The sequence below is a fragment of the Serratia sp. BFP-2025 genome (assembly GCF_050880365.1).
In the GTDB taxonomy this organism is placed as follows: Bacteria; Pseudomonadota; Gammaproteobacteria; order Enterobacterales; family Enterobacteriaceae; genus Serratia; species Serratia surfactantfaciens.
Map to the genome: position 1 here is coordinate 1,792,235 of NZ_JBPAFV010000001.1, position 22,904 is coordinate 1,815,138.

Annotated in this window: 23 protein-coding genes; 16 read left to right on the forward strand and 7 right to left on the reverse strand. The window is 61.6% G+C overall.

Features of this window, described 5'->3' with window-relative positions; all coding sequences use genetic code 11:
* The first annotated feature begins 17 nt into the window (after positions 1-17).
* The 3 genes from ACRAWE_RS08340 (at position 18) to ACRAWE_RS08350 (ending at position 2,563) form a co-directional block, all read left to right on the forward strand.
* Positions 18-773 carry a DeoR/GlpR family DNA-binding transcription regulator gene (locus ACRAWE_RS08340; RefSeq protein ID WP_432525575.1) on the forward strand — a complete coding sequence of 252 codons (756 nt, stop codon included), beginning with the start codon at positions 18-20 and terminating at the stop codon, positions 771-773.
* Positions 774-908: 135 nt separating this feature from the next.
* Complete coding sequence (add, locus tag ACRAWE_RS08345) at positions 909-1,907, forward strand: adenosine deaminase (protein WP_019455941.1); 999 nt, start codon at positions 909-911, stop codon at positions 1,905-1,907.
* Positions 1,908-2,017: 110 nt separating this feature from the next.
* Positions 2,018-2,563, forward strand: a complete 546-nt coding sequence (locus ACRAWE_RS08350) for an AAA family ATPase (RefSeq protein WP_019455942.1) — start codon at positions 2,018-2,020, stop codon at positions 2,561-2,563.
* 11 nt (positions 2,564-2,574) lie between these two features.
* Here ACRAWE_RS08350 and ACRAWE_RS08355 read toward each other — a convergent pair whose 3' ends face one another.
* Positions 2,575-3,579: a bile acid:sodium symporter family protein gene (locus ACRAWE_RS08355; RefSeq protein WP_019455943.1), complete on the reverse strand. Its 1,005-nt coding sequence runs from the start codon at positions 3,577-3,579 to the stop codon at positions 2,575-2,577.
* A 75-nt stretch (positions 3,580-3,654) separates the two neighbouring features.
* Positions 3,655-4,695, reverse strand: coding sequence for an oxidoreductase (locus ACRAWE_RS08360; RefSeq protein WP_154746149.1), 1,041 nt, complete (start codon positions 4,693-4,695; stop codon positions 3,655-3,657).
* Between the two features lie 235 nt (positions 4,696-4,930).
* Here ACRAWE_RS08360 and ACRAWE_RS08365 point away from each other — a divergent pair, with 235 nt between their 5' ends.
* The 4 genes from ACRAWE_RS08365 to rsxC all read left to right on the forward strand — a co-directional run bounded on the left by ACRAWE_RS08365 (position 4,931) and on the right by rsxC (position 8,968).
* Positions 4,931-5,371, forward strand: a complete 441-nt coding sequence (locus ACRAWE_RS08365) for a DUF2569 domain-containing protein (protein WP_019455945.1) — start codon at positions 4,931-4,933, stop codon at positions 5,369-5,371.
* Between the two features lie 135 nt (positions 5,372-5,506).
* Positions 5,507-6,088 (forward strand): electron transport complex subunit RsxA, encoded by a 582-nt coding sequence (rsxA, locus tag ACRAWE_RS08370; protein ID WP_004938443.1) that lies wholly within the window; start codon positions 5,507-5,509, stop codon positions 6,086-6,088.
* The gene (gene rsxB, locus ACRAWE_RS08375; RefSeq protein ID WP_432525236.1) at positions 6,088-6,660 is read left to right on the forward strand and encodes an electron transport complex subunit RsxB; all 573 of its coding nucleotides are present in this window, start codon (positions 6,088-6,090) and stop codon (positions 6,658-6,660) included. Before rsxA ends, rsxB begins: the two co-directional genes overlap by 1 nt.
* On the forward strand, positions 6,653-8,968 hold the full coding sequence (gene rsxC / locus ACRAWE_RS08380; RefSeq protein ID WP_432525237.1) for an electron transport complex subunit RsxC: 2,316 nt from the start codon (positions 6,653-6,655) through the stop codon (positions 8,966-8,968). The genes rsxB and rsxC overlap by 8 nt, the downstream gene beginning before the upstream one ends.
* A gap of 33 nt (positions 8,969-9,001) precedes the next feature.
* Here rsxC and ACRAWE_RS08385 read toward each other — a convergent pair whose 3' ends face one another.
* Entirely contained in the window at positions 9,002-9,895 is an 894-nt protein-coding gene (locus ACRAWE_RS08385) for a helix-turn-helix domain-containing protein (RefSeq protein ID WP_019455948.1), read from the reverse strand.
* Positions 9,896-10,260: 365 nt separating this feature from the next.
* Between ACRAWE_RS08385 and rsxD the strand changes: the two genes are divergently transcribed.
* From rsxD to dtpA, 5 genes are all read left to right on the forward strand, one after another.
* Positions 10,261-11,346 carry an electron transport complex subunit RsxD gene (rsxD, locus tag ACRAWE_RS08390; protein WP_432525238.1) on the forward strand — a complete coding sequence of 362 codons (1,086 nt, stop codon included), beginning with the start codon at positions 10,261-10,263 and terminating at the stop codon, positions 11,344-11,346.
* A 9-nt stretch (positions 11,347-11,355) separates the two neighbouring features.
* On the forward strand, positions 11,356-11,985 hold the full coding sequence (gene rsxG / locus ACRAWE_RS08395; RefSeq protein WP_019455950.1) for an electron transport complex subunit RsxG: 630 nt from the start codon (positions 11,356-11,358) through the stop codon (positions 11,983-11,985).
* Positions 11,982-12,680 (forward strand): electron transport complex subunit E, encoded by a 699-nt coding sequence (locus ACRAWE_RS08400; protein ID WP_019455951.1) that lies wholly within the window; start codon positions 11,982-11,984, stop codon positions 12,678-12,680. The genes rsxG and ACRAWE_RS08400 overlap by 4 nt, the downstream gene beginning before the upstream one ends.
* Entirely contained in the window at positions 12,680-13,321 is a 642-nt protein-coding gene (nth, locus tag ACRAWE_RS08405; protein ID WP_049201934.1) for an endonuclease III, read from the forward strand. Before ACRAWE_RS08400 ends, nth begins: the two co-directional genes overlap by 1 nt.
* A gap of 604 nt (positions 13,322-13,925) precedes the next feature.
* Positions 13,926-15,440 carry a dipeptide/tripeptide permease DtpA gene (gene dtpA, locus ACRAWE_RS08410; RefSeq protein WP_063919378.1) on the forward strand — a complete coding sequence of 505 codons (1,515 nt, stop codon included), beginning with the start codon at positions 13,926-13,928 and terminating at the stop codon, positions 15,438-15,440.
* A gap of 77 nt (positions 15,441-15,517) precedes the next feature.
* Here the strand turns inward: dtpA and ACRAWE_RS08415 are convergent, their stop codons facing one another.
* Positions 15,518-17,611: a prolyl oligopeptidase family serine peptidase gene (locus tag ACRAWE_RS08415; protein ID WP_019455954.1), complete on the reverse strand. Its 2,094-nt coding sequence runs from the start codon at positions 17,609-17,611 to the stop codon at positions 15,518-15,520.
* 194 nt (positions 17,612-17,805) lie between these two features.
* Positions 17,806-18,369, reverse strand: a complete 564-nt coding sequence (locus ACRAWE_RS08420; protein ID WP_019455955.1) for a helix-turn-helix domain-containing protein — start codon at positions 18,367-18,369, stop codon at positions 17,806-17,808.
* Positions 18,370-18,484: 115 nt separating this feature from the next.
* Between ACRAWE_RS08420 and ACRAWE_RS08425 the strand changes: the two genes are divergently transcribed.
* The 3 genes from ACRAWE_RS08425 (at position 18,485) to ACRAWE_RS08435 (ending at position 20,952) form a co-directional block, all read left to right on the forward strand.
* Positions 18,485-19,672: a benzoate/H(+) symporter BenE family transporter gene (locus ACRAWE_RS08425; RefSeq protein WP_063919377.1), complete on the forward strand. Its 1,188-nt coding sequence runs from the start codon at positions 18,485-18,487 to the stop codon at positions 19,670-19,672.
* Between the two features lie 86 nt (positions 19,673-19,758).
* Entirely contained in the window at positions 19,759-20,424 is a 666-nt protein-coding gene (locus ACRAWE_RS08430) for an O-methyltransferase (protein WP_063919616.1), read from the forward strand.
* Positions 20,425-20,448: 24 nt separating this feature from the next.
* Positions 20,449-20,952: a cupin domain-containing protein gene (locus ACRAWE_RS08435; protein WP_063919376.1), complete on the forward strand. Its 504-nt coding sequence runs from the start codon at positions 20,449-20,451 to the stop codon at positions 20,950-20,952.
* Here ACRAWE_RS08435 and ACRAWE_RS08440 read toward each other — a convergent pair.
* Positions 20,917-21,771, reverse strand: coding sequence for an aminoglycoside phosphotransferase family protein (locus ACRAWE_RS08440; RefSeq protein WP_019455959.1), 855 nt, complete (start codon positions 21,769-21,771; stop codon positions 20,917-20,919). The two genes, ACRAWE_RS08435 and ACRAWE_RS08440, sit on opposite strands and share 36 nt — an antisense overlap.
* 182 nt (positions 21,772-21,953) lie before the next feature.
* Between ACRAWE_RS08440 and ACRAWE_RS08445 the strand changes: the two genes are divergently transcribed.
* Complete coding sequence (locus tag ACRAWE_RS08445) at positions 21,954-22,334, forward strand: RidA family protein (RefSeq protein ID WP_063919375.1); 381 nt, start codon at positions 21,954-21,956, stop codon at positions 22,332-22,334.
* A gap of 7 nt (positions 22,335-22,341) precedes the next feature.
* On the opposite strand, the gene ACRAWE_RS08450 is transcribed toward ACRAWE_RS08445, so the two are convergent.
* The gene (locus ACRAWE_RS08450) at positions 22,342-22,722 is read right to left on the reverse strand and encodes a nuclear transport factor 2 family protein (RefSeq protein ID WP_019455961.1); all 381 of its coding nucleotides are present in this window, start codon (positions 22,720-22,722) and stop codon (positions 22,342-22,344) included.
* Positions 22,723-22,904 lie beyond the last annotated feature (182 nt).

Genomic DNA, 22,904 nt, shown 5'->3' on the forward strand with positions numbered 1-22,904 from the left:
TTGAGGGGAAAATGGCCATGTTGACCAGCCAGCGCAAGAAAATCATCCTGGAAAAACTGGCTCAGGACGGCCAGGTGTTGGCCAAGCAACTCAGCGAGCTGTTCGGGCTGTCGGAAGACACTGTCCGGCGCGATCTGCGCGAACTGGACGCAGAGGGGTTATTGCAGCGGGTACACGGCGGCGCCCTGCCGGTTTCTTCCGCCATCGCCAGCTTCGCCGAACGCAATCACTTGGAATCCGCCGCCAAACGCGCGATCGCCAAAGCGGCGGCGGCGCTGATCGCCCCCGGCCAGGTGGTGATCATTGATGGTGGCACCACTTCCGCCGAGTTGGTCAGGCAACTGCCGGCCAACCTCAACGCCACCGTCGTCACCCACAGCCCCAGCGTCGCCGTAGGTTTGGCCGATCACCCCACGGTGGAGGTGATCCTGATCGGCGGCCGGCTGTATAAGCATTCGATCGTTAGCGTCGGCGCCGCCGCGGTGGAAGCGATGTCGCATATCCGCGCCGATATCTATTTTATGGGCGTAACCGGCGTACACCCCACTGCGGGGCTGAGCACCGGCGATCTGGAAGAAGCCTACATCAAGCGCGCGCTGGCGGCCCGTGCGGCGGAAACCGTCGTGCTGGCCTCTGCCGCCAAACTCAATGCCGCCTCACAATATGCGATCGGGGATATTACGTTGGCGCACACCGTCATCGTTGAACGCGCCACCGACGACGCATTGATCGCGCCGTTGCAGCAGGCGGGCATCAGCGTGTTGAAGGCCTGAATGAGGGTGATAATGCGCTATCCCTGGGATTATTTGTGATGTAAGTCACTTTTTTATGCAACGCAATGGCAAGTTTCATCCATTTGTTTTTATACTGTTCTGCACTTTACCTACGATAATCAGCGAGTGCCCAGCATGATCGATCCCCGCCTTCCGCTTACCGATATTCACCGCCATCTCGACGGCAACATCCGCGCGCAGACGATTCTCGACCTCGGTCGCCAGTTCAATCTCGCCCTGCCGGCCAACGATTTGGAGAGCCTGCGCCCGCACGTGCAGATCACCCACGCTGAACCGGATCTGGTCAGCTTCCTGCAGAAACTGGACTGGGGTGTGGCGGTGCTGGGCGATCTGGACGCCTGCCGCCGGGTGGCTTATGAAAACGTCGAGGATGCCGCCAATGCCGGCCTGCACTACGCCGAGCTGCGCTTTTCCCCTTACTACATGGCGATGAAGCACCAGCTGCCGGTCGCCGGCGTGGTGGAAGCGGTGATCGACGGGATCCGTTCGGGCTGCCGCGATCGCGACATCGACATTCGCCTGATCGGCATCATGAGCCGCACCTTTGGCGAGGCTGCCTGTCTGCAGGAGCTGGAAGGACTGCTGGCGCACCGCGACGGCATTACCGCGTTGGATTTGGCGGGCGATGAGTTGGGCTTCCCCGGCAGCCTGTTCCTCAACCACTTCAACCGCGCGCGCGACGCCGGTCTGCGCATCACCGTACACGCGGGCGAAGCCGCCGGCCCGGAAAGCATCTGGCAGGCGATCCGCGAGCTGGGCGCCGAGCGTATCGGCCACGGGGTGAAAGCGGTCGAAGATCCGGCGCTGATGGACTTCCTGGCGGAACATGGCATCGGCATCGAGTCCTGCCTGACCTCCAACATCCAGACCAGCACCGTGCCATCACTGGCGCAGCATCCGCTGGCCACCTTCCTGCGCCACGGCGTGCTGGCGTCGATCAACACCGACGATCCGGCGGTTCAGGGCATCGAGATCGAGCACGAATACCGCGTCGCCGCGCCGCAGGCCGGGCTGACGCCGGAAGAAATCCGCACCGCGCAGGAAAACGGCCTCAAGCTGGCGTTCCTCAGCGAGCAGGAAAAACAGGCGCTGCGCGCCAAAGTTCAGGGTTAAATCCCCCCAAGGCGCCAAACGGCGCCTTCTTCTCACCTCCCGTTTTCTTCCGCCTGCCCGTCTTTCTCGCTGTTTTCATCCATAACTCTGACGCAATAGAGGAATTCCGTATGTCTGACAAACTACGCCGCATCGTGCTGACCGGCGGCCCGGGTTCGGGCAAAAGCACGCTCATCGACGTTCTCCATCGCCGCGGTTACCCGCATTCGCAGGAGGCGGGTCGGGCGATTATTCAGGATCAGGTGAGTATTGGCGGCAATGCGCTGCCATGGGGCGATCGCCAGGCTTTCGCCGAGCGGATGCTGGATTGGGAACTGCGTTCATGGCGGGAAGCGACGGGCGCAACATGCTGGTTCTTCGATCGCGGCCTGCCGGATATCGCCGGTTACCTGACGCTGTGCGGATTATCGATCCCCGCTCCCTTAACGGCGGCGGTCGCCGATTTTCGCTATGCCGATACGGTGTTCATCGCCCCACCATGGCGAGCGATCTACGCGCAGGACAGCGAGAGAAAACAATCTTTCGCCGAAGCCGAGCAGACCTACCAAGCGATGGTGGCCGTCTACCGCCGATCGGGTTATCGACTGCAGGAACTGCCGCGTGCCTCACCCGATGAGCGCGCCGACTTTCTGCTCGACGCGCTGTGCTGCCGCTAGCGGCCTACGGTCTATTTGGTCGCCAGCGCCTCGGCCTGCTCCCGCTGTTTGGCGGTTTTGCGCGCATAGCGCTGCGCCAACACCGCACACACCATCAGTTGAACCTGGTGGAAAATCATCAGAGGCAGCACCATGGCGCCCACCGCCGCAGCCGGGAACAGCACATTGGCCATCGGAATGCCGTTCGCCAGACTCTTTTTCGAGCCGCAGAACACGATGGTGATCTCGTCGGCGGTGTTGAAGCCCAGCCAGCGCGCCGCGTAGGTATTGATCACCAACACCACCGTCAACAGCACCAGCGACATCACCAGAATGGTCAACAGCGACCAGCCGTCGATGCGATGCCAAATGCCTTCCACCACCGCCGCGCTGAACGCGGTGTAGACGACCAGCAGGATCGACGAGCGGTCGGTCAGATTGATGAGCTTGCGATGGCGATCGACCCACTTGCCGATCAGCGGCCGCGCCAGGTGGCCGACCACAAACGGCACCATCAATTGCAGAATGATCGAACCGATGGCGTGCAGTACGTCGGTATTGCCGCCCTGGGTATGCATCAACGCCCCCACCAGCAGCGGCGACAGAAACACGCCAAGAATGCTCGACGCCGAGGCGCTGCAAATCGCCGCCGCCACGTTGCCGCCCGCCGCCGAAGTAAAGGCGATGGCAGACTGCACCGTAGCCGGCAACGCGCACAGATAGAGGAAGCCGAGATAGACCGTCGGCGTCATGACGCCCGGCACCAGCAGGTTCATCGCCAGCCCGAGCAGCGGGAACAGCGCAAAGGTGCTGAGGAACACCAGCAGATGCAGCTTCCAGTGGCTCATGCCGGCAACGATCGCCTCGCGCGACAGCTTGGCGCCGTGCATAAAGAACAGCAGCGCGATGGCGGCGGTGGTCAGGTGTTCGAAGAAGGTTTTCCAGATGCCTTCGCAGGGGAACAGCGAGGCGACGATCACCACCAAAATCAGAACCAGTAAAAATTTATCAATGCGCAAACGCTGCAACCAGGACATGAAACGGATTTCCTTGCACCTAACATCATGAAAAGGCCCGGCGTTGTGCACCGAGCCGCTGAGAAACGGACGGGATCAGGCCACCGGCAGCGCCTGCTGCAGCCGGGCCGATTCCAACCCCAGTTCGATCAACGCCATCACCGCGATAGCATCGGCGGCCGGCACCGGATTTTCAGCGATGCCGGCGATGGCGTCGCGCACCGCGGCGTAATAAGCCGGGTAATTGCCGGGAATATTGAGCAGCGGCTGTTCCGCCAGCAGATCACCACGTGACAGCGTCACTACACCATCGCGCATGTCATAGCCCCAGTCGGCCTGCGGCAGGCGCTCGCCGGCCTTCAGTCGGTCTTCCTGCGGATCCAGGCCATATTTGACATAGCTGCCGCGGGTGCCGTGCACCACATAACGCGGGCTCTCCGCCGCCGCCAGCATGCTGGCGTGCAGCACCACGCGCCGATCGCCATAGTTCAGCAGCGCGTGGAAATAGTCCACCGCCTGCGCCCCCGGCCGCAGCTCACCCAGATCGACAAACAGCCGGTCGGGCTTGCCGAATAATTGCAGCGCCTGATCGAGCAGATGCGGCCCCAAATCGAACCAGATGCCGCTGCCGACGCCGCCCTGTTCGCGCCAGCGCTGACGCACCTGCGGCCGGTAGCGATCGAAGTGCGATTCGAAGTACACCACCTCGCCCAGCGAACCGTCGTTCAGCAACGCTTTAAGGGTCAGGAAATCGCTGTCCCAGCGACGGTTGTGGAACACCGACAGCAGTAAACCGCTCTGCTGCGCCTGCTGTTGCAGCGTCTGAGCTTGTGACAGCGTCACGGTGAAGGGTTTATCCACCACCACATGCTTGCCGGCGGCCAGCGCCTGTTGCGCCAGCGGGAAATGGGTGTCATTAGGGGTGGGAATCACGATCAAATCGAGGGTCGGATCGGCGAACAGCGCCTGCGCATCGCCCACCACCGTCATCGACGGCCAGTCGGCGTGCACTTTGCCGGCATCGCTGCTGGAGACGGCCGCCAGCTCCAGCCCCGGCGTGCCGGCGATCAGCGGCGCATGAAAGGTTTTGCCGGCGTAGCCGTAACCGACCAGCCCGACACGAATTTTCTCAGCCATGGAATTTCCTCTTGCAGGCTCACGACAGACCCTTTCGATTTGACACCATGCGGCCGGATGGAACAAGAAGTAAATGAGATGTTAATTCGACACGGGGGACGCCCCGGCGCCGGAGTGGCCAAACGTGCGGCCCGGCGCCGCAATGCCGGGCTATCTGGTTGATAGGGATGACGAAGCCGCTATTACCCGCTAAGCTATGCCGCCTGTGATCCCCGTTTCAATCAGGAAGCCGTTTATGTCTCAAGCTGAATACTCTCGTATCGGCGGTTGGTTGTTGGCCCCGATGGCCTATCTGATCGTCACCCTGCTCAGCGCCAGCCTGATGCTGCTCCTGTACGCCATGGCGATCTTCATGCCCGAATCGCGCGACTATCTGCTGACCAACGCCCAGGCGTTTACCCTGCAGTGGTATTTTTCGGTGCTGACCACGCTCTTGATGTGGTGCTTCACCCTGTGGCTGCTGTGGCTGTTTTGCCAACGCTCGCAGCGCTTCCCCAAACTGTTCCTGCTGTGGCTGCTGATAACCGTGCTCCTGGCGGTGAAAGCCTTCGCCTTCGCGCCGGTGCCGGACGAAGTGGCGGTGCGCAGCCTCGGCTGGCCGTTGCTGATGGCGGCGCTACTGGTGCCTTACATCAAGCGTTCGCAGCGGGTTAAAGGTACCTTTACCGAGCGTTAATGGCGCTTGCAGCACGTTTTATTGGGTGATTTGTGTAAATTTTCACCAAAAAAGGCAATACCCCTGCGATTCATATGTTGTCGTCCGGCCGCCGATTCCCGATAATAGGCGGCTTTTATTTTTTTAGGCATCGCAATGACCGAATACCTGCTCCTGTTTGTCGGCACCGTACTGGTGAACAACTTCGTTCTGGTGAAGTTTCTTGGCCTGTGCCCGTTCCTCGGCGTTTCCAAGAAGCTGGAAAGCGCCATCGGCATGGGAATGGCCACCACCTTCGTCATGACGCTGGCCTCCGTCAGCGCCTGGGTGATCAACACCTTTATTCTGGTTCCGCTGGATCTGGTGTATCTGCGCACGCTCTCCTTCATTCTGGTGATCGCCGTCGTGGTGCAGTTCACCGAGATGGTGGTGCGCAAGACCAGCCCGGCGCTCTACCGCCTGCTGGGCATCTTCCTGCCGCTGATCACCACCAACTGCGCGGTGCTTGGCGTGGCGTTGCTTAACGTTAACCTCGGCTATAACTTCCTGCAGTCCGCCGTTTACGGCTTCAGCGCAGCCGCCGGTTTCTCGCTGGTGATGGTGCTGTTCGCCGCCATCCGCGAACGTCTGGCGGTCGCCGACGTGCCGGCGCCGTTCCGCGGCTCCTCGATCGCGCTGATCACCGCCGGGCTGATGTCGCTGGCCTTTATGGGCTTTACCGGGCTGGTGAAATTCTAATGACTGCGTTGTGGATAGCTATCGCGGCTTTAAGCGCGCTCGGGCTGCTGTTCGGACTGGTGCTGGGCTACGCCGCGCGCCGTTTTGAGGTGGAAGAGGATCCGGTCGCCGAGCAGGTCGACGCGATCCTGCCGCAGAGCCAGTGCGGGCAGTGCGGCTACCCCGGTTGCCGCCCTTACGCCGAGGCGGTGGCCAACGGCGAGATGATCAACAAATGCGCGCCGGGCGGTGAACAGGTGATGCTGAAACTGGCGGAGCTGCTCAACGTCGAACCGCAGCCGCTGGGCAGCGAAGCCGCCGCCGAGCCGGAGCGTAAGGTGGCCTATATCGACGAGTCCAACTGCATCGGCTGTACCAAATGCATTCAGGCCTGCCCGGTGGACGCCATCGTCGGCGCCACTCGCGCCATGCACACCGTCATCACCGACCTCTGTACCGGCTGCGATCTGTGCGTCGCCCCTTGCCCTACCGACTGTATTGAAATGAGACCGGTCGCCACCACCACCGCCAACTGGAAGTGGGACATGAAGACGATCCCGGTGCAAGTGATCCACGTGGAGCAACATGCTTAATCTGTTCGCCGCCTTTAAAAAAGACCGGATCTGGGATTTCGACGGCGGGATCCATCCGCCGGAAATGAAGACTCAGTCCAGCGGTGCGCCGCTGCGTGTCGCTCCTCTGCCCAACACCTTTATCATCCCGCTGCAGCAGCATCTGGGGCCGGAAGGCGAACTGTGCGTCAACCCCGGCGATCGGGTGCTGAAAGGCCAACCGTTGACCGTCGGCCGCGGCCGCACCGTGCCGGTGCACGCGCCCACCTCGGGCACCGTTAGCGCCATCGCGCCGCACATCACCGCCCATCCTTCCGGACTGACGGAGCTGTGCGTGATCATCGAGGCGGACGGAGAAGATCGCTGGTGCGATCGCGATCCGGTGGCGGACTATCGCCAATCGCCCGCAGCCGAGTTGATTGAGCGTATCCATCAGGCCGGCATCGCCGGTCTGGGCGGCGCCGGTTTCCCGACCGCCAGCAAACTGCATGGCGGCATGAGCGGCGTGGAAACGCTGATCCTCAACGCCGCCGAGTGCGAGCCTTACATCACCGCCGACGATCGCCTGATGCAGGAGCACGCCGACCAGATCGTTGAAGGTACGCAGATCCTGCAACACATTCTGCAGCCCAAGGTCACGCTGATCGGTATCGAAGACAACAAGCCGGAGGCGATCGCGGCGCTGAAACAGGCGCTGCGCGGCCAGTCCGGCATTGCGCTGCGCGTCATCCCCACCAAATACCCGTCCGGCGGCGCCAAGCAGCTGACCAAAATTTTGACCGGCAAGGAAGTGCCGCACGGCAAGCACTCCTCGGCTATCGGCGTACTGATGCAAAACGTCGGCACCGCCTTCGCCATCAAGCGAGCGATCGTCGACGGCGAACCGCTGATTGAGCGCGTGGTAACCCTGACCGGCGAAGCAATCGAGCGCCCGGGCAACCTGTGGGCCCGCATCGGCACGCCGGTGCAGCACCTGCTCGACTTCGTCGGTTTCCGCCCGCAGGCACAGCAAATGGTGGTGATGGGCGGCCCGCTGATGGGCTTCACCCTGCCCGCGCTGAACGTGCCGATCGTCAAGATCAGCAACTGCATTCTGGCGCCGACGGTCGATGAAATGACGCCGCAGGAGCCGGAGCAATCCTGCATTCGCTGCGGCCTGTGCGTAGACGCTTGCCCCGCCGGGCTGCTGCCGCAGCAGCTGTACTGGTTCAGCCGCGGGCAGGAGCACGACAAGGCGCGCAACCATAACCTGTTCGACTGCATCGAATGCGGCGCCTGTGCGTTCGTCTGCCCCAGCAACATTCCGTTGGTGCAGTACTACCGCCAGGAAAAGGCCGAGATCAAGGCCATCGATCTGGAAGCGGCGCGCACCGCCGAGGCCAAGGCGCGTTACGAAGCCAAACTGGCGCGCCTGGAGCGTGAAAAACTGGCGCGTGAAGAGCGACATAAAAAGGCCGCCGTCAAACTGACCGATGACGATCAGGGTGCGGTGCAGGCCGCGCTGGCGCGGGTGCGCAGCAAGAATGCCGAAGCGACAGTCATGCCGGTCGACGGCCAACAGCCGGATAACAGCGAGATGATCGCCGCCCGCGAGGCGCGTAAAGCGCAGGCGCGCGAGCGTCGCGCCCAGTTGGCAACCGAAGCGGAAACAGAAACGCCACCGGCGGCCGCCGGCGACGACGCGCGTAAAGCCGCCGTGGCCGCGGCGCTGGCCCGCGTGAAAGCCCGCAAAGAAGCGCCGGCCGCAGACGGCTCCGCCCCTGCCGCCACAGAGGACGATCCGCGTAAAGCAGCCGTTGCGGCCGCCCTGGCCCGCGTGAAAGCCAAAAAAGCGGAGCAGCAGGCTGGCACGCCAGCTGAGGCGGAACCTGCCCCGGCTGCCACCGAAGAAGATCCGCGCAAGGCGGCGGTCGCGGCGGCGTTGGCACGTGTAAAAGCCAAAAAAGCCGCGCAGCAGGCGGACGCCCCGGCGGCGGCGGAACCGGCCCCGGCGGCCACCGAGGAAGATCCGCGCAAGGCGGCGGTTGCGGCGGCCATCGCCCGCGCCAAAGCCAAGAAAGCCGCGCAGCAGGCGGACGCCCCGGCATCGGCAGAACCGGCCCCGGCTACCGCCGAGGAAGATCCGCGCAAGGCGGCGGTTGCGGCGGCCATCGCCCGCGCCAAAGCCAAGAAAGCCGCGCAGCAGGCGGACGCCCCGGCATCGGCAGAACCGGCCCCGGCTGCCGCCGAGGAAGACCCGCGCAAGGCGGCGGTTGCGGCGGCCATCGCCCGCGCCAAAGCCAAAAAAGCCGCCAGAGAATCGCTGGCGGCGGAAACGGAAGACAAATGATGACAGCGGCGCCTGGCCGAACCCGGGCGCCGTTTAATCGATAGAGATCAGGTAGGTGTAATCCACTTCAATCTGACGCAGCTTAGACTCTGGGTTCCACTCTTTGGTTTGAATGATCTCCATTTCTAAACTGCCGCGCACCTTATCCTTCAGCCCCGGCATCACATGCGACATCAGGTAACCGAAGAACTGCAGGCACTCTTTCGCCGTACCCTTGTGGTTGATGGAGATAAACTCGCGGCTTGGCAAATGGATGGTGTCTATCTGATGGTTGGAAAGAATATCCTTTCTGTGCTCAGGGTCGACCGCCATGACCAGGGTGGATGACAGCTCGTCGCCTTCCCCGGCTTGCGGGGAATAGATGCTATAAATCCGCCGGCAGTCGACATGCAGCCCCTTGAAGAAATCGTTGAAAATTTCATCCTTCATCGCCATGCAGGAGGAGTACTCCAGTTCCTGTTCCGAGGCGAAATCCAGCCGGCGCGAGAAGCCGACCAGTTGCATCTCGGGCAGCGTCAGCCGCTTCACCTCTGGATAATAGCCGGCGCCATAGCTGGCTTCGAAGTTAAAGCGCGGCATCAGGTTTTTCACGTCCCAGTGCTCCATCGAGCGATAGCGGTTGGGCGTGGTGCCGAAGCGCTGCTTGAACATGCGGGTAAAGGTCTGCTGCGAGTCGAAGCCCAGCTCGTCGGAGATGTCGATGATGGAACGGCGGGTAATGCGCAGCGCCACCGCGGCGCGCGTCAGGATGCGCGAACGGATATAGGTGGCGAGTTGAATGCCGGTAATACGCTTGAATTTACGCTGCAGATGCCACTTGGAATAGCCCGAAATACGCGCGACTTCATCCAGGTTTGGCCGTTTCTCCAGATGTATTTCCACCCACTCAATTAGCTCTTCAATAAAAAAAATATCTTCATTTGTCATTATTATGGATTCACTAACTCAATAATGTTCGCGATAGTAACCTACACGGATTATGTGAAAGTTGTTATTTTGTGCGGAAATCTGGAGAAAAATGATATCTCATTCATACGGTTACCCCGTTTTCCGTTGCCACTGGCGGCGTAAGTTCCACTGACATTTCCTCACGTTAGCCGATTTTGCGGCCAAAAAAAAATCAAATCGCGCCACCCCGATCGCCGCAGGTGCGAAAAGCCGAATACCCCTATCATTAAGGCGTATTACCCTCGCATCGAATCAGGTAGAATGCTCGGCTATCATTTTTGCCGCGCCCGCAAAACGGCGCATCGAAACTGCCGCAGGCGCGGCGCAGAAGGTATCGTTACTCTATGAAGTTCAGGCCGGTATCACCCACAGCCGCCAAAGGCTTACACATCGCCAGCTCGCCTTTCACCCACAACCAGCAAAGCACCAGCCGCATTATGCTGTTGGTCATGTTGGCCTGCATTCCCGGCATCGCAGCGCAGATTTGGTTCTTCGGTTACGGCGTGCTGATTCAGGTGGCGCTGGCGGCGATCGTCGCGCTGGTTGCAGAAGGCGCGATCCTCAGGCTGCGCAAGCTGCCGGTGCGCAGCCGGCTCGCGGATAACTCCGCCCTGCTGACCGCGCTGCTGCTCGGCATCAGCCTGCCGCCGCTGGCCCCGTGGTGGATGATCGTCATCGGCACCTTCTTCGCCATCGTCATCGCCAAACAGCTGTATGGCGGCCTTGGGCAAAATCCGTTCAACCCGGCGATGGTCGGTTACGTGGTGCTGCTGATCTCCTTCCCGGTGCAAATGACCAGCTGGTTGCCGCCGGATGAACTGCGCGCCGCCGCGCTGTCGTTCCACGACGTGCTGCTGACCATTTTCAGCGGCCATACCGCACAGGGCGCGACGCTGCACGAACTGCAAATGGGCGTTGACGGCATCAGCCAGGCGACTCCGCTCGACGGTTTCAAGACCGGCCTGCGCAGCGGCCACAGCGTCGAACAGGTGCTGCAGCAGCCGCTGTTCGGCGGCGCGCTGGCCGGCATCGGCTGGCAGTGGGTCAACCTCGGCTTCCTGGCCGGCGGTCTGTTTATGCTGGCGCGTCGTCTGATCCATTGGCAGATCCCCTTCAGCATGTTGGCCGCCATCGCCTTCTGTTCGGGTCTGGCCTGGTGGCTCGATCCGGCGCATCAGGCTTCGCCGCTGATCCACCTGTTTTCTGGCGCCAGCATGCTGGGCGCGTTCTTTATCGCCACCGATCCGGTCAGCGCCTCCACGACGCCGAAGGGCCGCCTGATCTACGGCGCGCTGATCGGCGTGCTGGTCTGGCTGATCCGCGTTTATGGCGGCTACCCCGACGGCGTGGCCTTCGCCGTGCTGTTGGCCAACATCACCGTCCCATTAATCGACCACTACACGCAGCCGCGCGTGTATGGCCATCGCTAAGGAGCCGTCATGCTGAATTCCATGAGAAAGCACGGCACCACGCTGGCGGTGTTTGCGGCGGTCACCACCGGCCTGACCGCCGTGGTCTACGCCCTGACGAAAACCACCATCGCCCATCAGGCCGCGCTGCAGCAAAAAGCGCTGCTCGATCAGGTGGTGCCGCCGGAAAACTACGACAACGTCATGCAGAACGAATGCTTCCTGGTCAGCGATCCGGCGCTGGGTGACAGCGCGCCGCACCGTTTGTATCTGGCGCGCAAAAACGGGCAACCGACCGCCGCCGCGCTGGAAACCACCGCGCCGGACGGCTATTCCGGCGCCATCAAGCTGCTGGTCGGCGCCGATTTCAGCGGCACGGTGCTCGGCACCCGGGTGATTGAACACCACGAAACGCCGGGGCTGGGTGACAAAATTGAACTGCGCATTTCCGACTGGATTTCCTTCTTCAGCGGCAAGAAAATCGAAGGCCCGGCAGACAAACGCTGGGCGGTGAAGAAAGACGGCGGCATGTTCGACCAATTCACCGGCGCCACCATCACCCCGCGAGCGGTGGTCAACGCGGTGCGGCGCACCGCGTTGTATATGGAAACGTTGCCGCCTAAACTTGAAAGCTTACCTGTGTGTGGAGCCGCCGAATGAGTGAAGCCAAAGAATTGATCGTCCAGGGGCTGTGGAAGAACAACTCCGCCCTGGTGCAGCTGCTGGGTATGTGTCCGCTGCTGGCGGTGACCTCCACCGTCACTAACGCGCTGGGGCTGGGGCTGGCCACCACGCTGGTGTTGACGCTGACCAACGCCTCCATCTCCGCGGTGCGCCGCTGGGTGCCGAGCGAAGTGCGTATTCCGATCTACGTGATGATCATCGCTGCGGTGGTAAGCATCGTGCAGATGCTGATCAACGCCTATGCCTTCGGCCTATATCAATCGCTCGGTATTTTTATTCCGCTGATCGTGACTAACTGCATCGTGGTGGGTCGCGCCGAAGCGGTGGCCGCCAAGAAACCGGTCGGCCTCTCGGCGCTGGACGGTATGGCCATCGGCCTTGGCGCCACCGGCGTGATGGTGACGCTGGGCTCGATGCGTGAACTGTTGGGCAACGGTACGCTGTTCGACGGCGCCGATCAGCTGTTGGGCGGCTGGGCCAAATCGCTGCGCATCGAAGTGGTGCATTTCGACAGCCCGTTCCTGCTGGCCATGCTGCCGCCGGGCGCCTTTATCGGCCTGGGGTTGCTGCTGGCGGTCAAATATCTGATCGACGAAAAAATGAAGGCGCGCAAAGCCCGCGCCGTGGCGGTAGAGCCGCTGCTGGAGCAAGGACACGCTGAGAAGGCCTGATGAATAAACAGAAGCGACTGGAAATTCTGACCCGGCTGCGCGACAACAATCCGCACCCGACCACCGAACTGGTGTACACCACGCCGTTTGAGCTGCTGATCGCCGTGCTGCTGTCCGCTCAGGCCACCGACGTGAGCGTCAACAAGGCGACCGCCAAACTTTATCCGGTCGCCAATACCCCCACCGCCATGCTGGCGCTGGGGGTTGATGGCGTCAAGGAATACATCAAGACCATCGGCCTGTTCAACAGCAAGGCCGAAAACGTGATCAAAACCTGCCGCATGCTGCTGGAGCTGCACGGTGGCGAAGTGCCGGAGGATCGCGCTGCGCTGGAAGCGCTGCCGGGCGTCGGCCGCAAGACCGCCAACGTGGTGCTCAACACCGCCTTCGGCTGGGCGACCATCGCCGTGGACACCCATATCTTCCGGGTGTGCAACCGCACCCACTTTGCGCCGGGCAAGAACGTCGATCAGGTGGAAGAGAAGCTGTTGAAGGTGGTGCCCGCCGAATTCAAGGTCGATTGCCATCACTGGCTGATCCTGCACGGCCGCTACACCTGCATCGCGCGCAAACCGCGCTGCGGCTCCTGCATTATCGAAGACCTGTGTGAATATAAAGAGAAGGTTTATCCGGAATCCTGAGTCAGTTGGGTGCGGCAAACCGCACCCGCCGCTTCCTCTCCCCCCGCCAGCGCCTCTTTTTTATCGGAAATGTGATATCGCGCAGCAGTAACCCCGGCGTTATCGCGGTTTTCAGTGCAAAAACCATCGCAGCGTTATTTTCAAGCGAAAAATTAGTCGAAAATTGCGGTGACCGTCACGCTTTGAGGATCACAAGGCGTTCACAAATGCCAGCCCCATTTTCCTAAATTTCTTTAATTTTACAAAACACGCCATATACACAACATTCCAACGGATTAATAACCACACATACACTGATGCGCTAAAAAATAGCAATTCAGCAGAATATATCCCTGTTTAAAATTGGTATAGCTTTTAATCAAAACAAAAAATCGGCAAACCATTAAAACCCGAAAGTTAATACTGCATAACATTTGCAACATCGCGGCATAATCCTGTCGGCGTTAAATGTAACCGAATATGACAAACTGCTTGCCACGTTGACAAAGATAGTGAACATTAACCGCCGTCCCCATCCTATAACAACGCAAAAGGATGCCGTTCCGCATCAACTTTTGTACTTTCCCGTCCTCAAAAGACGGGCTGCGAAAAAACAGAGGTACCAGTGTCAACAGCAAACAACCAACATCCGGAGAGCGTGAGCCTTAACGCGTTCAAACAACCGAAAGCGTTCTATCTGATCTTCTCGATCGAACTGTGGGAGCGTTTCGGCTACTACGGCCTGCAGGGCATCATGGCGGTTTATCTGGTCAAGATGCTCGGCCTGAGCGAAGCCGACTCCATCACCCTGTTCTCTTCCTTCAGCGCCCTGGTGTACGGCTTCGTCGCCATCGGCGGCTGGCTGGGCGACAAAGTGCTGGGCTCCAAGCGCGTGATCGTGCTCGGCGCGTTGGTGCTGGCCGCCGGTTACGCCATGGTGGCCTACTCCGGTCACGACATCTTCTGGGTCTATCTGGGCATGGCGACCATCGCCGTGGGCAGCGGCCTGTTCAAGGCCAACCCGTCCTCCCTGCTGTCCACCTGCTATGAGAAAGACGACCCGCGTCTCGATGGCGCCTTCACCATGTACTATATGTCGGTGAACATCGGTTCCTTCTTCTCCATGCTGGCGACCCCTTGGCTGGCGGCGAAATACGGCTGGAGCGTGGCGTTCTCCCTGAGCGTGGTCGGCATGCTGATCACCCTGGTCAACTTTATGCTGTGCCACAAATGGGTGAAGAAAAACGGCTCCAAACCTGACTTCAAGCCGCTGCATCTGCCGAAACTGCTGATGGTGCTGGTCGGCATCGTGGCGCTGGTCGCCGTTTCCAGCTGGCTGCTGCACAACCAGGTGATTGCGCGCTGGGCGCTGGCCCTCATCTCCGCCGGCATCGTTCTGGTGTTCGCCAAGGAAACCTTCGCCCTGCACGGCGCCGCACGCCGCAAGATGATCGTCGCCTTCCTGCTGATGCTGGAAGCGGTGGTGTTCTTTGTGCTGTACAGCCAGATGCCAACCTCGCTGAACTTCTTCGCCATCCACAACGTGGAACACAGCATCCTCGGCGTCGCCTTCGAGCCGGAGCAGTACCAGGCGCTGAACCCGTTCTGGATCATGCTCGCCAGCCCGATTCTGGCCGCGCTGTATAACAAAATGGGCGATCGCCTGCCGATGCCGCACAAGTTCGCTTTCGGCATGATCCTGTGCTCCTGCGCCTTCCTGGTGCTGCCATGGGGCGCCAGCTTCGCCAACGAACAGGGCATCGTATCGGTCAACTGGCTGATCCTCAGCTACGCGCTGCAGAGCATCGGCGAGCTGATGATTTCCGGTCTGGGCCTGGCGATGGTGGCGCAGTTGGTGCCGCAGCGTCTGATGGGCTTCATCATGGGCTCCTGGTTCCTGACCACCGCCGCCGCGGCGCTGATCGCCGGTAAAGTCGCCGGTCTGACCGCCGTCCCGAGCGACATCAACGACGCGCACGCTTCACTGGCCATCTACAGCCATGTGTTTATGCAGATCGGTATCGCCACCGCCGTCATCGCTATCCTGATGATGCTGACCGCGCCGAAACTGTACCGCATGACGCTGGACACCAGCGAAGACGCCAATCAGAAAGCGCAGGAAGCCACTGCGACTCACTGATCGCCGGGCGAATAGCGCGTAAATAAAAACACCGGGGTTAACGCCCCGGTGTTTTTTTATGCCCGCGAGAAAAGAGCTTACGCTGACTTGGGCTTGCCGCTCAGATTAGCCCACATGAATTCGCTCACCAGCGCACTGTGGAACGCTGCCTGCTGCTTGTCGGCGGCGGCGCTGTGCCCGCCTTCGGTATTCTCATAGAAATAAGCCTGTTGATACCCCATCGCCTGCATGCGCGCCGCCATTTTGCGGGCGTGGGCCGGGTTGACCCGATCGTCGCTGGTGGCGGTATAGAACAGCACCGGTGGGTAGGCCGTCTGCGCCTGAATATTGTGGTACGGCGAGAAGGTTTTGAGATAGGCCCACTGCTCTGGCTTGCTCGGATCGCCGTATTCCGCGATCCACGACGCGCCGGCGGAGAGCTGGGTATAGCGCTGCATGTCCAACAGCGGCACTTCGCAGACGATGCAGCCGAACAGCTGCGGATACAGCGTCAGCATATTGCCCACCAGCAGGCCGCCGTTGCTGCCGCCGCGTGCGCCGAGATGCGGCGCCGAGGTCACCTTGCGTGCGATGAGATCTTCGGCCACGGCGGCGAAATCCTCATAGGCGCGATGACGATTCTGCTTGAGCGCCGCCTGATGCCACGCCGGACCATACTCGCCGCCGCCGCGGATGTTGGCCACCACGTATACCCCGCCGCGTTCCAGCCAGGCCGGCGCCTTGCCGCCGAGATAGCCCGGCAACAGCGGCACCTCAAACCCGCCGTAGCCATACAGCAGCGTCGGCGTGCTGCCGTCCAGCTTGAGATCTTTGGCGGCGATCTGGAAATACGGCACGCGGGTGCCATCTTTGGAGCGCGCGAAATGCTGGCTGACCTGATAGCCGGCGGCGTCAAAGTCCTGCGGCGCCTGTTTCAGCAGCGTCGCCTCACCACCGTCGAGATTGCCCATGTACAGCGAGGTCGGCTGCAGGAACCCACTGACGGTCAGGAAATAGGCGTTGCTCTCTTCGTCGATGCCGCCGGCGGAAATGGTGCTGATGGCGCCGGGGTTGCCCAGCGGGCGACGTTGCCAGCTGCCGCCCTGCGGCGTCAGCACCTCCAGCCGGTTGACCACGTTATCCATGATGCTGAGGATCAGATGATCGCGGGTGCCGCTGTAGCCGCTCAGCGCCTGCTCGGCGGTCGGGGTAAACAGCAGCTGCAGCTCGCGCTTGCCCGCCAGATAGTCATCGAAGTTGGCCGCCAGCAATGCGCCGGACGGATAGCGTTTGCCCCCTACTTCCCAATCGCTGCTCGGTTTGATCAGCAGCCATTCGCGATGCGTATCCAGCTCGGCGTCGGCCGGGATATCGATTTTTTTCTGCCGGCCGTCCTGAGCCAGCAAGAAATAGTCGCGGCGATAGAAGTCCAGGCTGCGGCCGACGAAATCGCGTTCAAAGCCCGGCGTGCGGTCGTGATAGGCAAAGACCGCCATGTCCTCGGGCTGCGCTTCGTACAGCGTTTCGGCCGCGCTCAGCGGCGTACCGCGCCGCCAGCGTTTGGCGATGCGCGCGTAGCCGGACTGGGTCATCGAGCCGGGGCCGAAGTCGGTGGCGATGAACAGCGTGTCCCGATCGACCCAGGAGACCCGGCTTTTCGCCACCGGCACGTTGAAGCCGTCTTTGACGAAGCGTTTGGCCACCAGATCGAATTCGCGGATTTCGGTGGCGTCACCGCCGTCCGGCGACAGCTGCATCAGGCAATAGCGGTATTCCGGCGCCAACGGCTGCGAGCCCTGATAGACCCAATCCTTGCCCTCGGCTTTGCCCAACGCATCGATATCCAGCACCGTCTCCCAGGCCGGTTTGGCCTTGCGATACTCGTCCAGCGTGGTGCGCCGCAGCAGGCCACGCGGGTTGGCTTTATCCTGCCAGAAGTTGTAATAGAACTCGCCGCGTTTGCTCACCCACGGGATCTGGGTGTCTTTATTGAGGATATCCAGGACCTCGCGCTCAATGCGCTGAAAGTCTTCGCCTTGGGCGAAGCGCGCGGTGGTGCGTTGATTTTCCTGCTGCACCCAGTGCAGCGCTTTTTTACCCTGCAGCTCTTCCAGCCACAGGAATTCATCGCCGGCGGCCGCGCCGCCCTCCGCCGCCATCGCCAGGCGGATACTGTTGGGTAATGAAGTCATCGCGAATACGGCTCCTGCGGTTTGCGCACTGAGTTTAATGAACTGACGTCGATTGGTGACCGGCAAAATCAAGCTCCTTTTGAGTCGGCTGCAACGCCGCCCCGTCGTGGGCGACAGCCTGTGAAATAAGAGTCATTTTCAACAAGGTAGGCGTTTGGCGGCGCGGAGTCAAAGCCCACGGCCGCCGCGTTGAGTCAGGATTGAGGATAGTGGATCAGATCGTGGATGCGCACCGTTTGCGAACCGGCGTTGCGGTAGGCGTGCGGCCGATCGGCCTGAAAGCGCATCGCCTCGCCGGCCGCCAGGCTGTGCCATTCGCCGTCTATCGCCAACTCCAACCGCCCGCTGATCACGATCACATGCTCTATTACCCCCGGCTCATGGGGCGACGATTCGCTGAGCGCGCCCGGCGCCAGATCGATGACGAACATATCGAAACCCAGTTGGCGATCGTAGGGAAACAGCGGCACCACGCGCATATCGGCGTTGTCCTGATCGTACACCGGCAGCTCGCCGTAACGGTGCAGCGTCGCCTGCTGCTGCGCGGGCGACGCCTCAAGAAAGGCGGAGAACGCCACGTTGAAACCGGTGGCGATCTTCCATAGCGTCGCTACCGTCGGGCTGGATTCGCCGCGTTCGATCTGCCCGAGCATCGCTTTGCTGACGCCGGTGAATTCCGCTGCCTGCGTCAAACTCCAGCCGCGCTGCGCGCGCAACGTGCGAAGGGTGTGCGCCAAATGGCCGGCAAGTTCCTGCATCCTGTTCTCCTCTGCGTATCGCGCCCGATTATACCCGCTTGTGCGCTATAGCGCACGGTGCTATGCTGATTTCTTACCGTGCGTTATAACGCACAAATCGCGATTGGAGCTGCTCATGCGTCCCGCCGTCACCCTGCATCACCTAACCCTGCCTGCCGTGATGGCCGGCTTCGTCGCCGTTCTGGTCGGTTACACCAGCTCTGCCGCGATCATTTTCCAGGCCGCCGCCGCCGCGGGTGCGACACCGGCGCAGATCGGCGGTTGGCTGAGCGTGCTGGGGATCGCGATGGGCGTCACTTCGCTGGGGCTCTCGCTTTACTACCGCACCCCGATCCTCACCGCCTGGTCGACGCCCGGCGCGGCGCTGCTGGTCACCAGCCTGCCCGGCACGCCGATCAACGACGCGATCGGCGTGTTTATCTTCGCCTCGGGTCTGATCCTGCTGTGCGGCGTCACCGGACTGTTCGCTCGCCTGATGGATTATATTCCGCAGGCGATTTCTGCCGCGATGTTGGCGGGGATCCTGCTGCGTTTCGGGCTGGACGCCTTCGCTTCGCTGCAGCTCAATTTCCTTCTCAGCGCCGGTATGGGGCTGGCCTATCTGCTCAGCCGCCGTTATCTGCCGCGCTACGCCATCGTGCTGACGCTGGCAGCCGGGCTGGCGATCGCCGCACTGCAGGGCAATATCCATCTGGCGCAGCAGGCGCCGGCGTTCGCCATGCCGGAATTTATCGCACCGCACTTCAGCTGGCCGACGCTGCTCGGCATCGGCGTGCCGTTCTTCGTGGTGACCATGGCTTCGCAGAACGCGCCCGGCATCGCTACGCTGCAGGCGGCGGGCTACCGTGTTCCCACCTCGCCGCTGATCGCCTGGACGGCGCTGACCGCGCTGCTGCTGGCGCCATTCGGCGGCTTCTCGGTGTGCATCGCCGCGATCACCGCCGCCATCTGCATGGGGCCGGACGTGCATCCCGATCCGCAGCGGCGCTATATGGGCGCGGTGGCCGCCGGCGGTTTCTACCTGCTGGCTGGGCTGTTCGGCGGCGCCATCGGCCTGCTGTTCAGCGCGTTGCCAGCCGCCCTGATCCACACCATCGCCGGGCTGGCGCTGCTCGGCACCATCGGCGGCAGCCTGCAACGCGCGCTGCATGATGAGAAACAGCGCGACGCGGCGCTGATCGCCTTCCTCATCACCGCTTCCGGCGTCACATTACTGGGCATCGGTTCGGCCTTCTGGGGCATTGTCGGCGGCGCCATCGCCCATCTGCTGCTATCGCTGCCGCGGCGAGGAACAGCAACATAAAATGCCAAACGCACGCGGTGCATTGACAAGCAGCGCGGCGGCACCTTCACTGGATGGGCACACTGCGTTTCCCGCACGAGGCCCGCATGAAAGAAAAGGAACAATGGTCCCAGGTCGATCGCTATATCGCAGACAGCCTGGTAGAACAAGACGATGCCCTGTTGCAGGCGCTGGCGGCCAACGCCGCCGCCGGGCTGCCGGCCCATGACGTGGCGCCGAATCAGGGCAAGTTGCTGCAGCTGTTCGCCCGCATGATTAACGCCAAACGCATTTTGGAAATCGGTACGTTGGGCGGCTACAGCACCATCTGGCTGGCGCGCGCGCTGCCGGCGGATGGCACGTTGGTCACCCTGGAAGCGGATGAAAACCACGCCGCCATCGCCCGCCAGAATATTGCTCGCGCCGGGCTCGCCGGCCAGGTCGAACTGCGCGTCGGCCCCGCTCTCGCTCACCTGCCCGCGCTGCAAGTCTTGGCTCCCTTTGATCTGATCTTCATCGACGCCGACAAACCGAGCAATCCGGATTACCTGCGTTGGGCGCTTAAACTCGCGCGCCCGGGCACGGTGATTATCGGTGACAACGTGGTGCGCGATGGCGCAGTCACCGATGCTGCCAGTACCGACGCCCGTGTACAAGGCGTACGCGAATTCTTCACGATGATGGCTGCGGAACCCCGCCTGAGCGCCACCGCATTGCAAACCGTGGGCAGCAAGGGCTGGGACGGATTCTCTCTGGCTATCGTCAACTTTTAAGTGACAATGTCACCAAGGAAGCTTATGACTGAGAAAGCGGCGCTGTTGGCTCAGCGCCTGATACGCAATGTCGAACGGGTAGATAAGCAGCACGATCGGCGGCCGCCGCTGTATGACAGCGTCGGCGCGCGCCTCGGCACCGGCACCGCCGCCGACAAGCTGGGTGCCTCTTTCGATTGCGTGGCGCCGGGCATGCGTTCCTGCCCATACCATTTTCACTACGCTCAGGAGGAAATGTTCATCATTCTGGAAGGCAGCGGTACGCTGCGGGTGGCCGGAGAAATGCTGCCGATCGTCAGCGGGGATGTCATCTTCATTCCGCCCGGCCCGGAATACCCGCACCAGATCATCAACACCTCCGATGCGCCGCTGAAGTACCTGTCCGTCAGCACGCGCGAGCAGCCGGAGCTGGTGATGTACCCGGACTCCGGCAAATACCAGGCGATGGCGCGCGGCAATGATGGCGAGCAGGTACGCTACCTGCAACGCCCTTCAACCTCGCTCGATTACTGGCAGGATGAACCCTGAATCGCCGTCCGGCAGCGGGAGATCCAATGCGCGCGCCGCCAGCTCGGCCACGCGGAAGTCGATATCCGCCGCCTGGCCGTCTTCCATAAACCAGGCGGCGGACAGCCCCGACCAGGCCAGGACCCATTGCAGCAAGCGCCGGCGCTCCAGCCCGGCCAGGCGGCACACCTGTTCCACGCGCCGCTGGAAAATGGCCGGATCGGTCGCGATGCCGTAGTTGGGATTACAGAAGATATTGGCGTAATCGAAGCCCCGTTCGCCGAACAAGCGCTTGGGATCGATCGCCAGCCAGCCGCGTTCGCCGAAGTCCAGCACGTTGTCATGGTGGATATCGCCGTGCAGCACGCTTTCTTCTCGCGGGCTGCTCAGCAGCTCCGCCGCCGCCGTGGCGCTGAGGCGCAGCATGCCGCCGTGCGCCTGCGCCGCCGGCCACAGCGAGCTGAACCACTCCTGCAGCGGGATCAGCTCGGGCAACGGCGCGGCACGCGGCGCATGCAGGGCGGCGATCGCCCGACACAGGATCCGCGTGGCCTGCTCATCGTCGCCGTCGCGCACCAACTGTGCCAACGAACCTTCGCCCTGCGCGCGCTCCAGCAGAATGCCGTCGTCATGCCATGCCAGCACCTGCGCGGCACCTTCCCCGCGCCACCAGCACATCAGTTGACCGCCGAAGCGCTCTTCCTGCTCGCGGGCGATCTTCAGCATGGCCGCCTCGCCGCGGTAACGCACCGGCATCAGCAAGCTGCTGTGGGTTTCGAAGGCTTTGCCGTCCTGCTCCAGTTGCCAGCGTTGCAGGTAGGGAGTAAAAAGCGGGTTCATCGTCTCATGCGTCCTTGTGGCCGAGCTGCGCCGCACTGTCACATTCAGGTGAGAGACGACGTATAAAATAAAGAGAGATGATACTCTCAAATATCATCGGTGCGCGGCGTCTGACCGCCGTTTCATCAGTATCCTAACCAAGTTTGTCGATTTTATTAACCGGTCTTGCGCGGGGTTCGACCATGACATCATTAAAACGCATTAATTATCCGCAATTGCCTACGCCGGGCGGCCCTTACGTGCACGCCGTGCGTCACGGCGATCGCCTGTACGTGTCGGGCTTGACCGCCTTCGCCACCGACGCTCAGGGGTTGAGCGCGTCAGAGCAAACGCAGGAAATCCTCGAACAGCTGGCGACCATCGCCGCCAGCGAAGGCGTGAATCTCAAGGCATTGATTAAAATCAGCGTGTTCCTGACCGACATCGCCGATCTGGCGGGCGTGCGCCCGGTGCTGTTTGACTACTTCGACGGCGCGCTGCCGGCCTGCTCATTGATGGCGATCAGCGCGTTGTTCTCACCTGCAGTGTGCGTGGAGATAGAGGCGGTGATGGCGTTGCAATAGCGCAGCGTTAGAGCGCGCCTTCGTCCGGTACGCAGGGGCCGATTTTGAACCAGGCTTTGGCGATCCGCCCCTGCTCCACTTCGTAAATGGCGATAACATCCATTTTGCCGCGCCCCTGCGGGAAGTTGCGCGTCACCACTTCCTGATCGACCACCATATTCCCCACCGCCATGCGTTTTATCCGTTCACCATACAGGCTCGGCTCGCGAAAACGCGCCAGGTGCCGTTCGCGGATCGCCGCCTTGCCGCTGGCCAACAGCGTGTCGGGGTGCTCGTAATACTGCGCATCGTCCGCCCAGCAGGCCATAAAGGCCTCGATGTCACGGGCGTTATAAGCGTCGAGCTGGCGTTGAACCACATCTTGCGGGCGTACCGTTTTATCGTTCATCACATCCTCCTGCCGAAGTTAACCGCCGCATGCGTCGAACCCCTCACCATAACCGCTCAATGCGGCAGCTTGATGACACGCGGCAAGTGAATAAAAACACAGAAATAGCGAATAAATAACCTATCATGCCCAATGGACAATTCAAGCGTCTGCGCAGAAATTTTCAGCATCGCGCCAGGAGC

What these genes read in the sequence shown, in the direction of transcription:
- ACRAWE_RS08340 (WP_432525575.1), top strand. Translation starts at nt 18, where the DNA reads ATGTTGACCAGCCAGCGCAAGAAAATCATCCTGGAAAAACTGGCTCAG.
- add (WP_019455941.1), top strand. Translation starts at nt 909, where the DNA reads ATGATCGATCCCCGCCTTCCGCTTACCGATATTCACCGCCATCTCGAC.
- ACRAWE_RS08350 (WP_019455942.1), top strand. Translation starts at nt 2,018, where the DNA reads ATGTCTGACAAACTACGCCGCATCGTGCTGACCGGCGGCCCGGGTTCG.
- ACRAWE_RS08355 (WP_019455943.1), bottom strand. Translation starts at nt 3,579, where the DNA reads ATGTCCTGGTTGCAGCGTTTGCGCATTGATAAATTTTTACTGGTTCTG.
- ACRAWE_RS08360 (WP_154746149.1), bottom strand. Translation starts at nt 4,695, where the DNA reads ATGGCTGAGAAAATTCGTGTCGGGCTGGTCGGTTACGGCTACGCCGGC.
- ACRAWE_RS08365 (WP_019455945.1), top strand. Translation starts at nt 4,931, where the DNA reads ATGTCTCAAGCTGAATACTCTCGTATCGGCGGTTGGTTGTTGGCCCCG.
- rsxA (WP_004938443.1), top strand. Translation starts at nt 5,507, where the DNA reads ATGACCGAATACCTGCTCCTGTTTGTCGGCACCGTACTGGTGAACAAC.
- rsxB (WP_432525236.1), top strand. Translation starts at nt 6,088, where the DNA reads ATGACTGCGTTGTGGATAGCTATCGCGGCTTTAAGCGCGCTCGGGCTG.
- rsxC (WP_432525237.1), top strand. Translation starts at nt 6,653, where the DNA reads ATGCTTAATCTGTTCGCCGCCTTTAAAAAAGACCGGATCTGGGATTTC.
- ACRAWE_RS08385 (WP_019455948.1), bottom strand. Translation starts at nt 9,895, where the DNA reads ATGACAAATGAAGATATTTTTTTTATTGAAGAGCTAATTGAGTGGGTG.
- rsxD (WP_432525238.1), top strand. Translation starts at nt 10,261, where the DNA reads ATGAAGTTCAGGCCGGTATCACCCACAGCCGCCAAAGGCTTACACATC.
- rsxG (WP_019455950.1), top strand. Translation starts at nt 11,356, where the DNA reads ATGCTGAATTCCATGAGAAAGCACGGCACCACGCTGGCGGTGTTTGCG.
- ACRAWE_RS08400 (WP_019455951.1), top strand. Translation starts at nt 11,982, where the DNA reads ATGAGTGAAGCCAAAGAATTGATCGTCCAGGGGCTGTGGAAGAACAAC.
- nth (WP_049201934.1), top strand. Translation starts at nt 12,680, where the DNA reads ATGAATAAACAGAAGCGACTGGAAATTCTGACCCGGCTGCGCGACAAC.
- ACRAWE_RS08415 (WP_019455954.1), bottom strand. Translation starts at nt 17,611, where the DNA reads ATGACTTCATTACCCAACAGTATCCGCCTGGCGATGGCGGCGGAGGGC.
- ACRAWE_RS08420 (WP_019455955.1), bottom strand. Translation starts at nt 18,369, where the DNA reads ATGCAGGAACTTGCCGGCCATTTGGCGCACACCCTTCGCACGTTGCGC.
- ACRAWE_RS08425 (WP_063919377.1), top strand. Translation starts at nt 18,485, where the DNA reads ATGCGTCCCGCCGTCACCCTGCATCACCTAACCCTGCCTGCCGTGATG.
- ACRAWE_RS08430 (WP_063919616.1), top strand. Translation starts at nt 19,759, where the DNA reads ATGAAAGAAAAGGAACAATGGTCCCAGGTCGATCGCTATATCGCAGAC.
- ACRAWE_RS08435 (WP_063919376.1), top strand. Translation starts at nt 20,449, where the DNA reads ATGACTGAGAAAGCGGCGCTGTTGGCTCAGCGCCTGATACGCAATGTC.
- ACRAWE_RS08440 (WP_019455959.1), bottom strand. Translation starts at nt 21,771, where the DNA reads ATGAACCCGCTTTTTACTCCCTACCTGCAACGCTGGCAACTGGAGCAG.
- ACRAWE_RS08445 (WP_063919375.1), top strand. Translation starts at nt 21,954, where the DNA reads ATGACATCATTAAAACGCATTAATTATCCGCAATTGCCTACGCCGGGC.
- ACRAWE_RS08450 (WP_019455961.1), bottom strand. Translation starts at nt 22,722, where the DNA reads ATGAACGATAAAACGGTACGCCCGCAAGATGTGGTTCAACGCCAGCTC.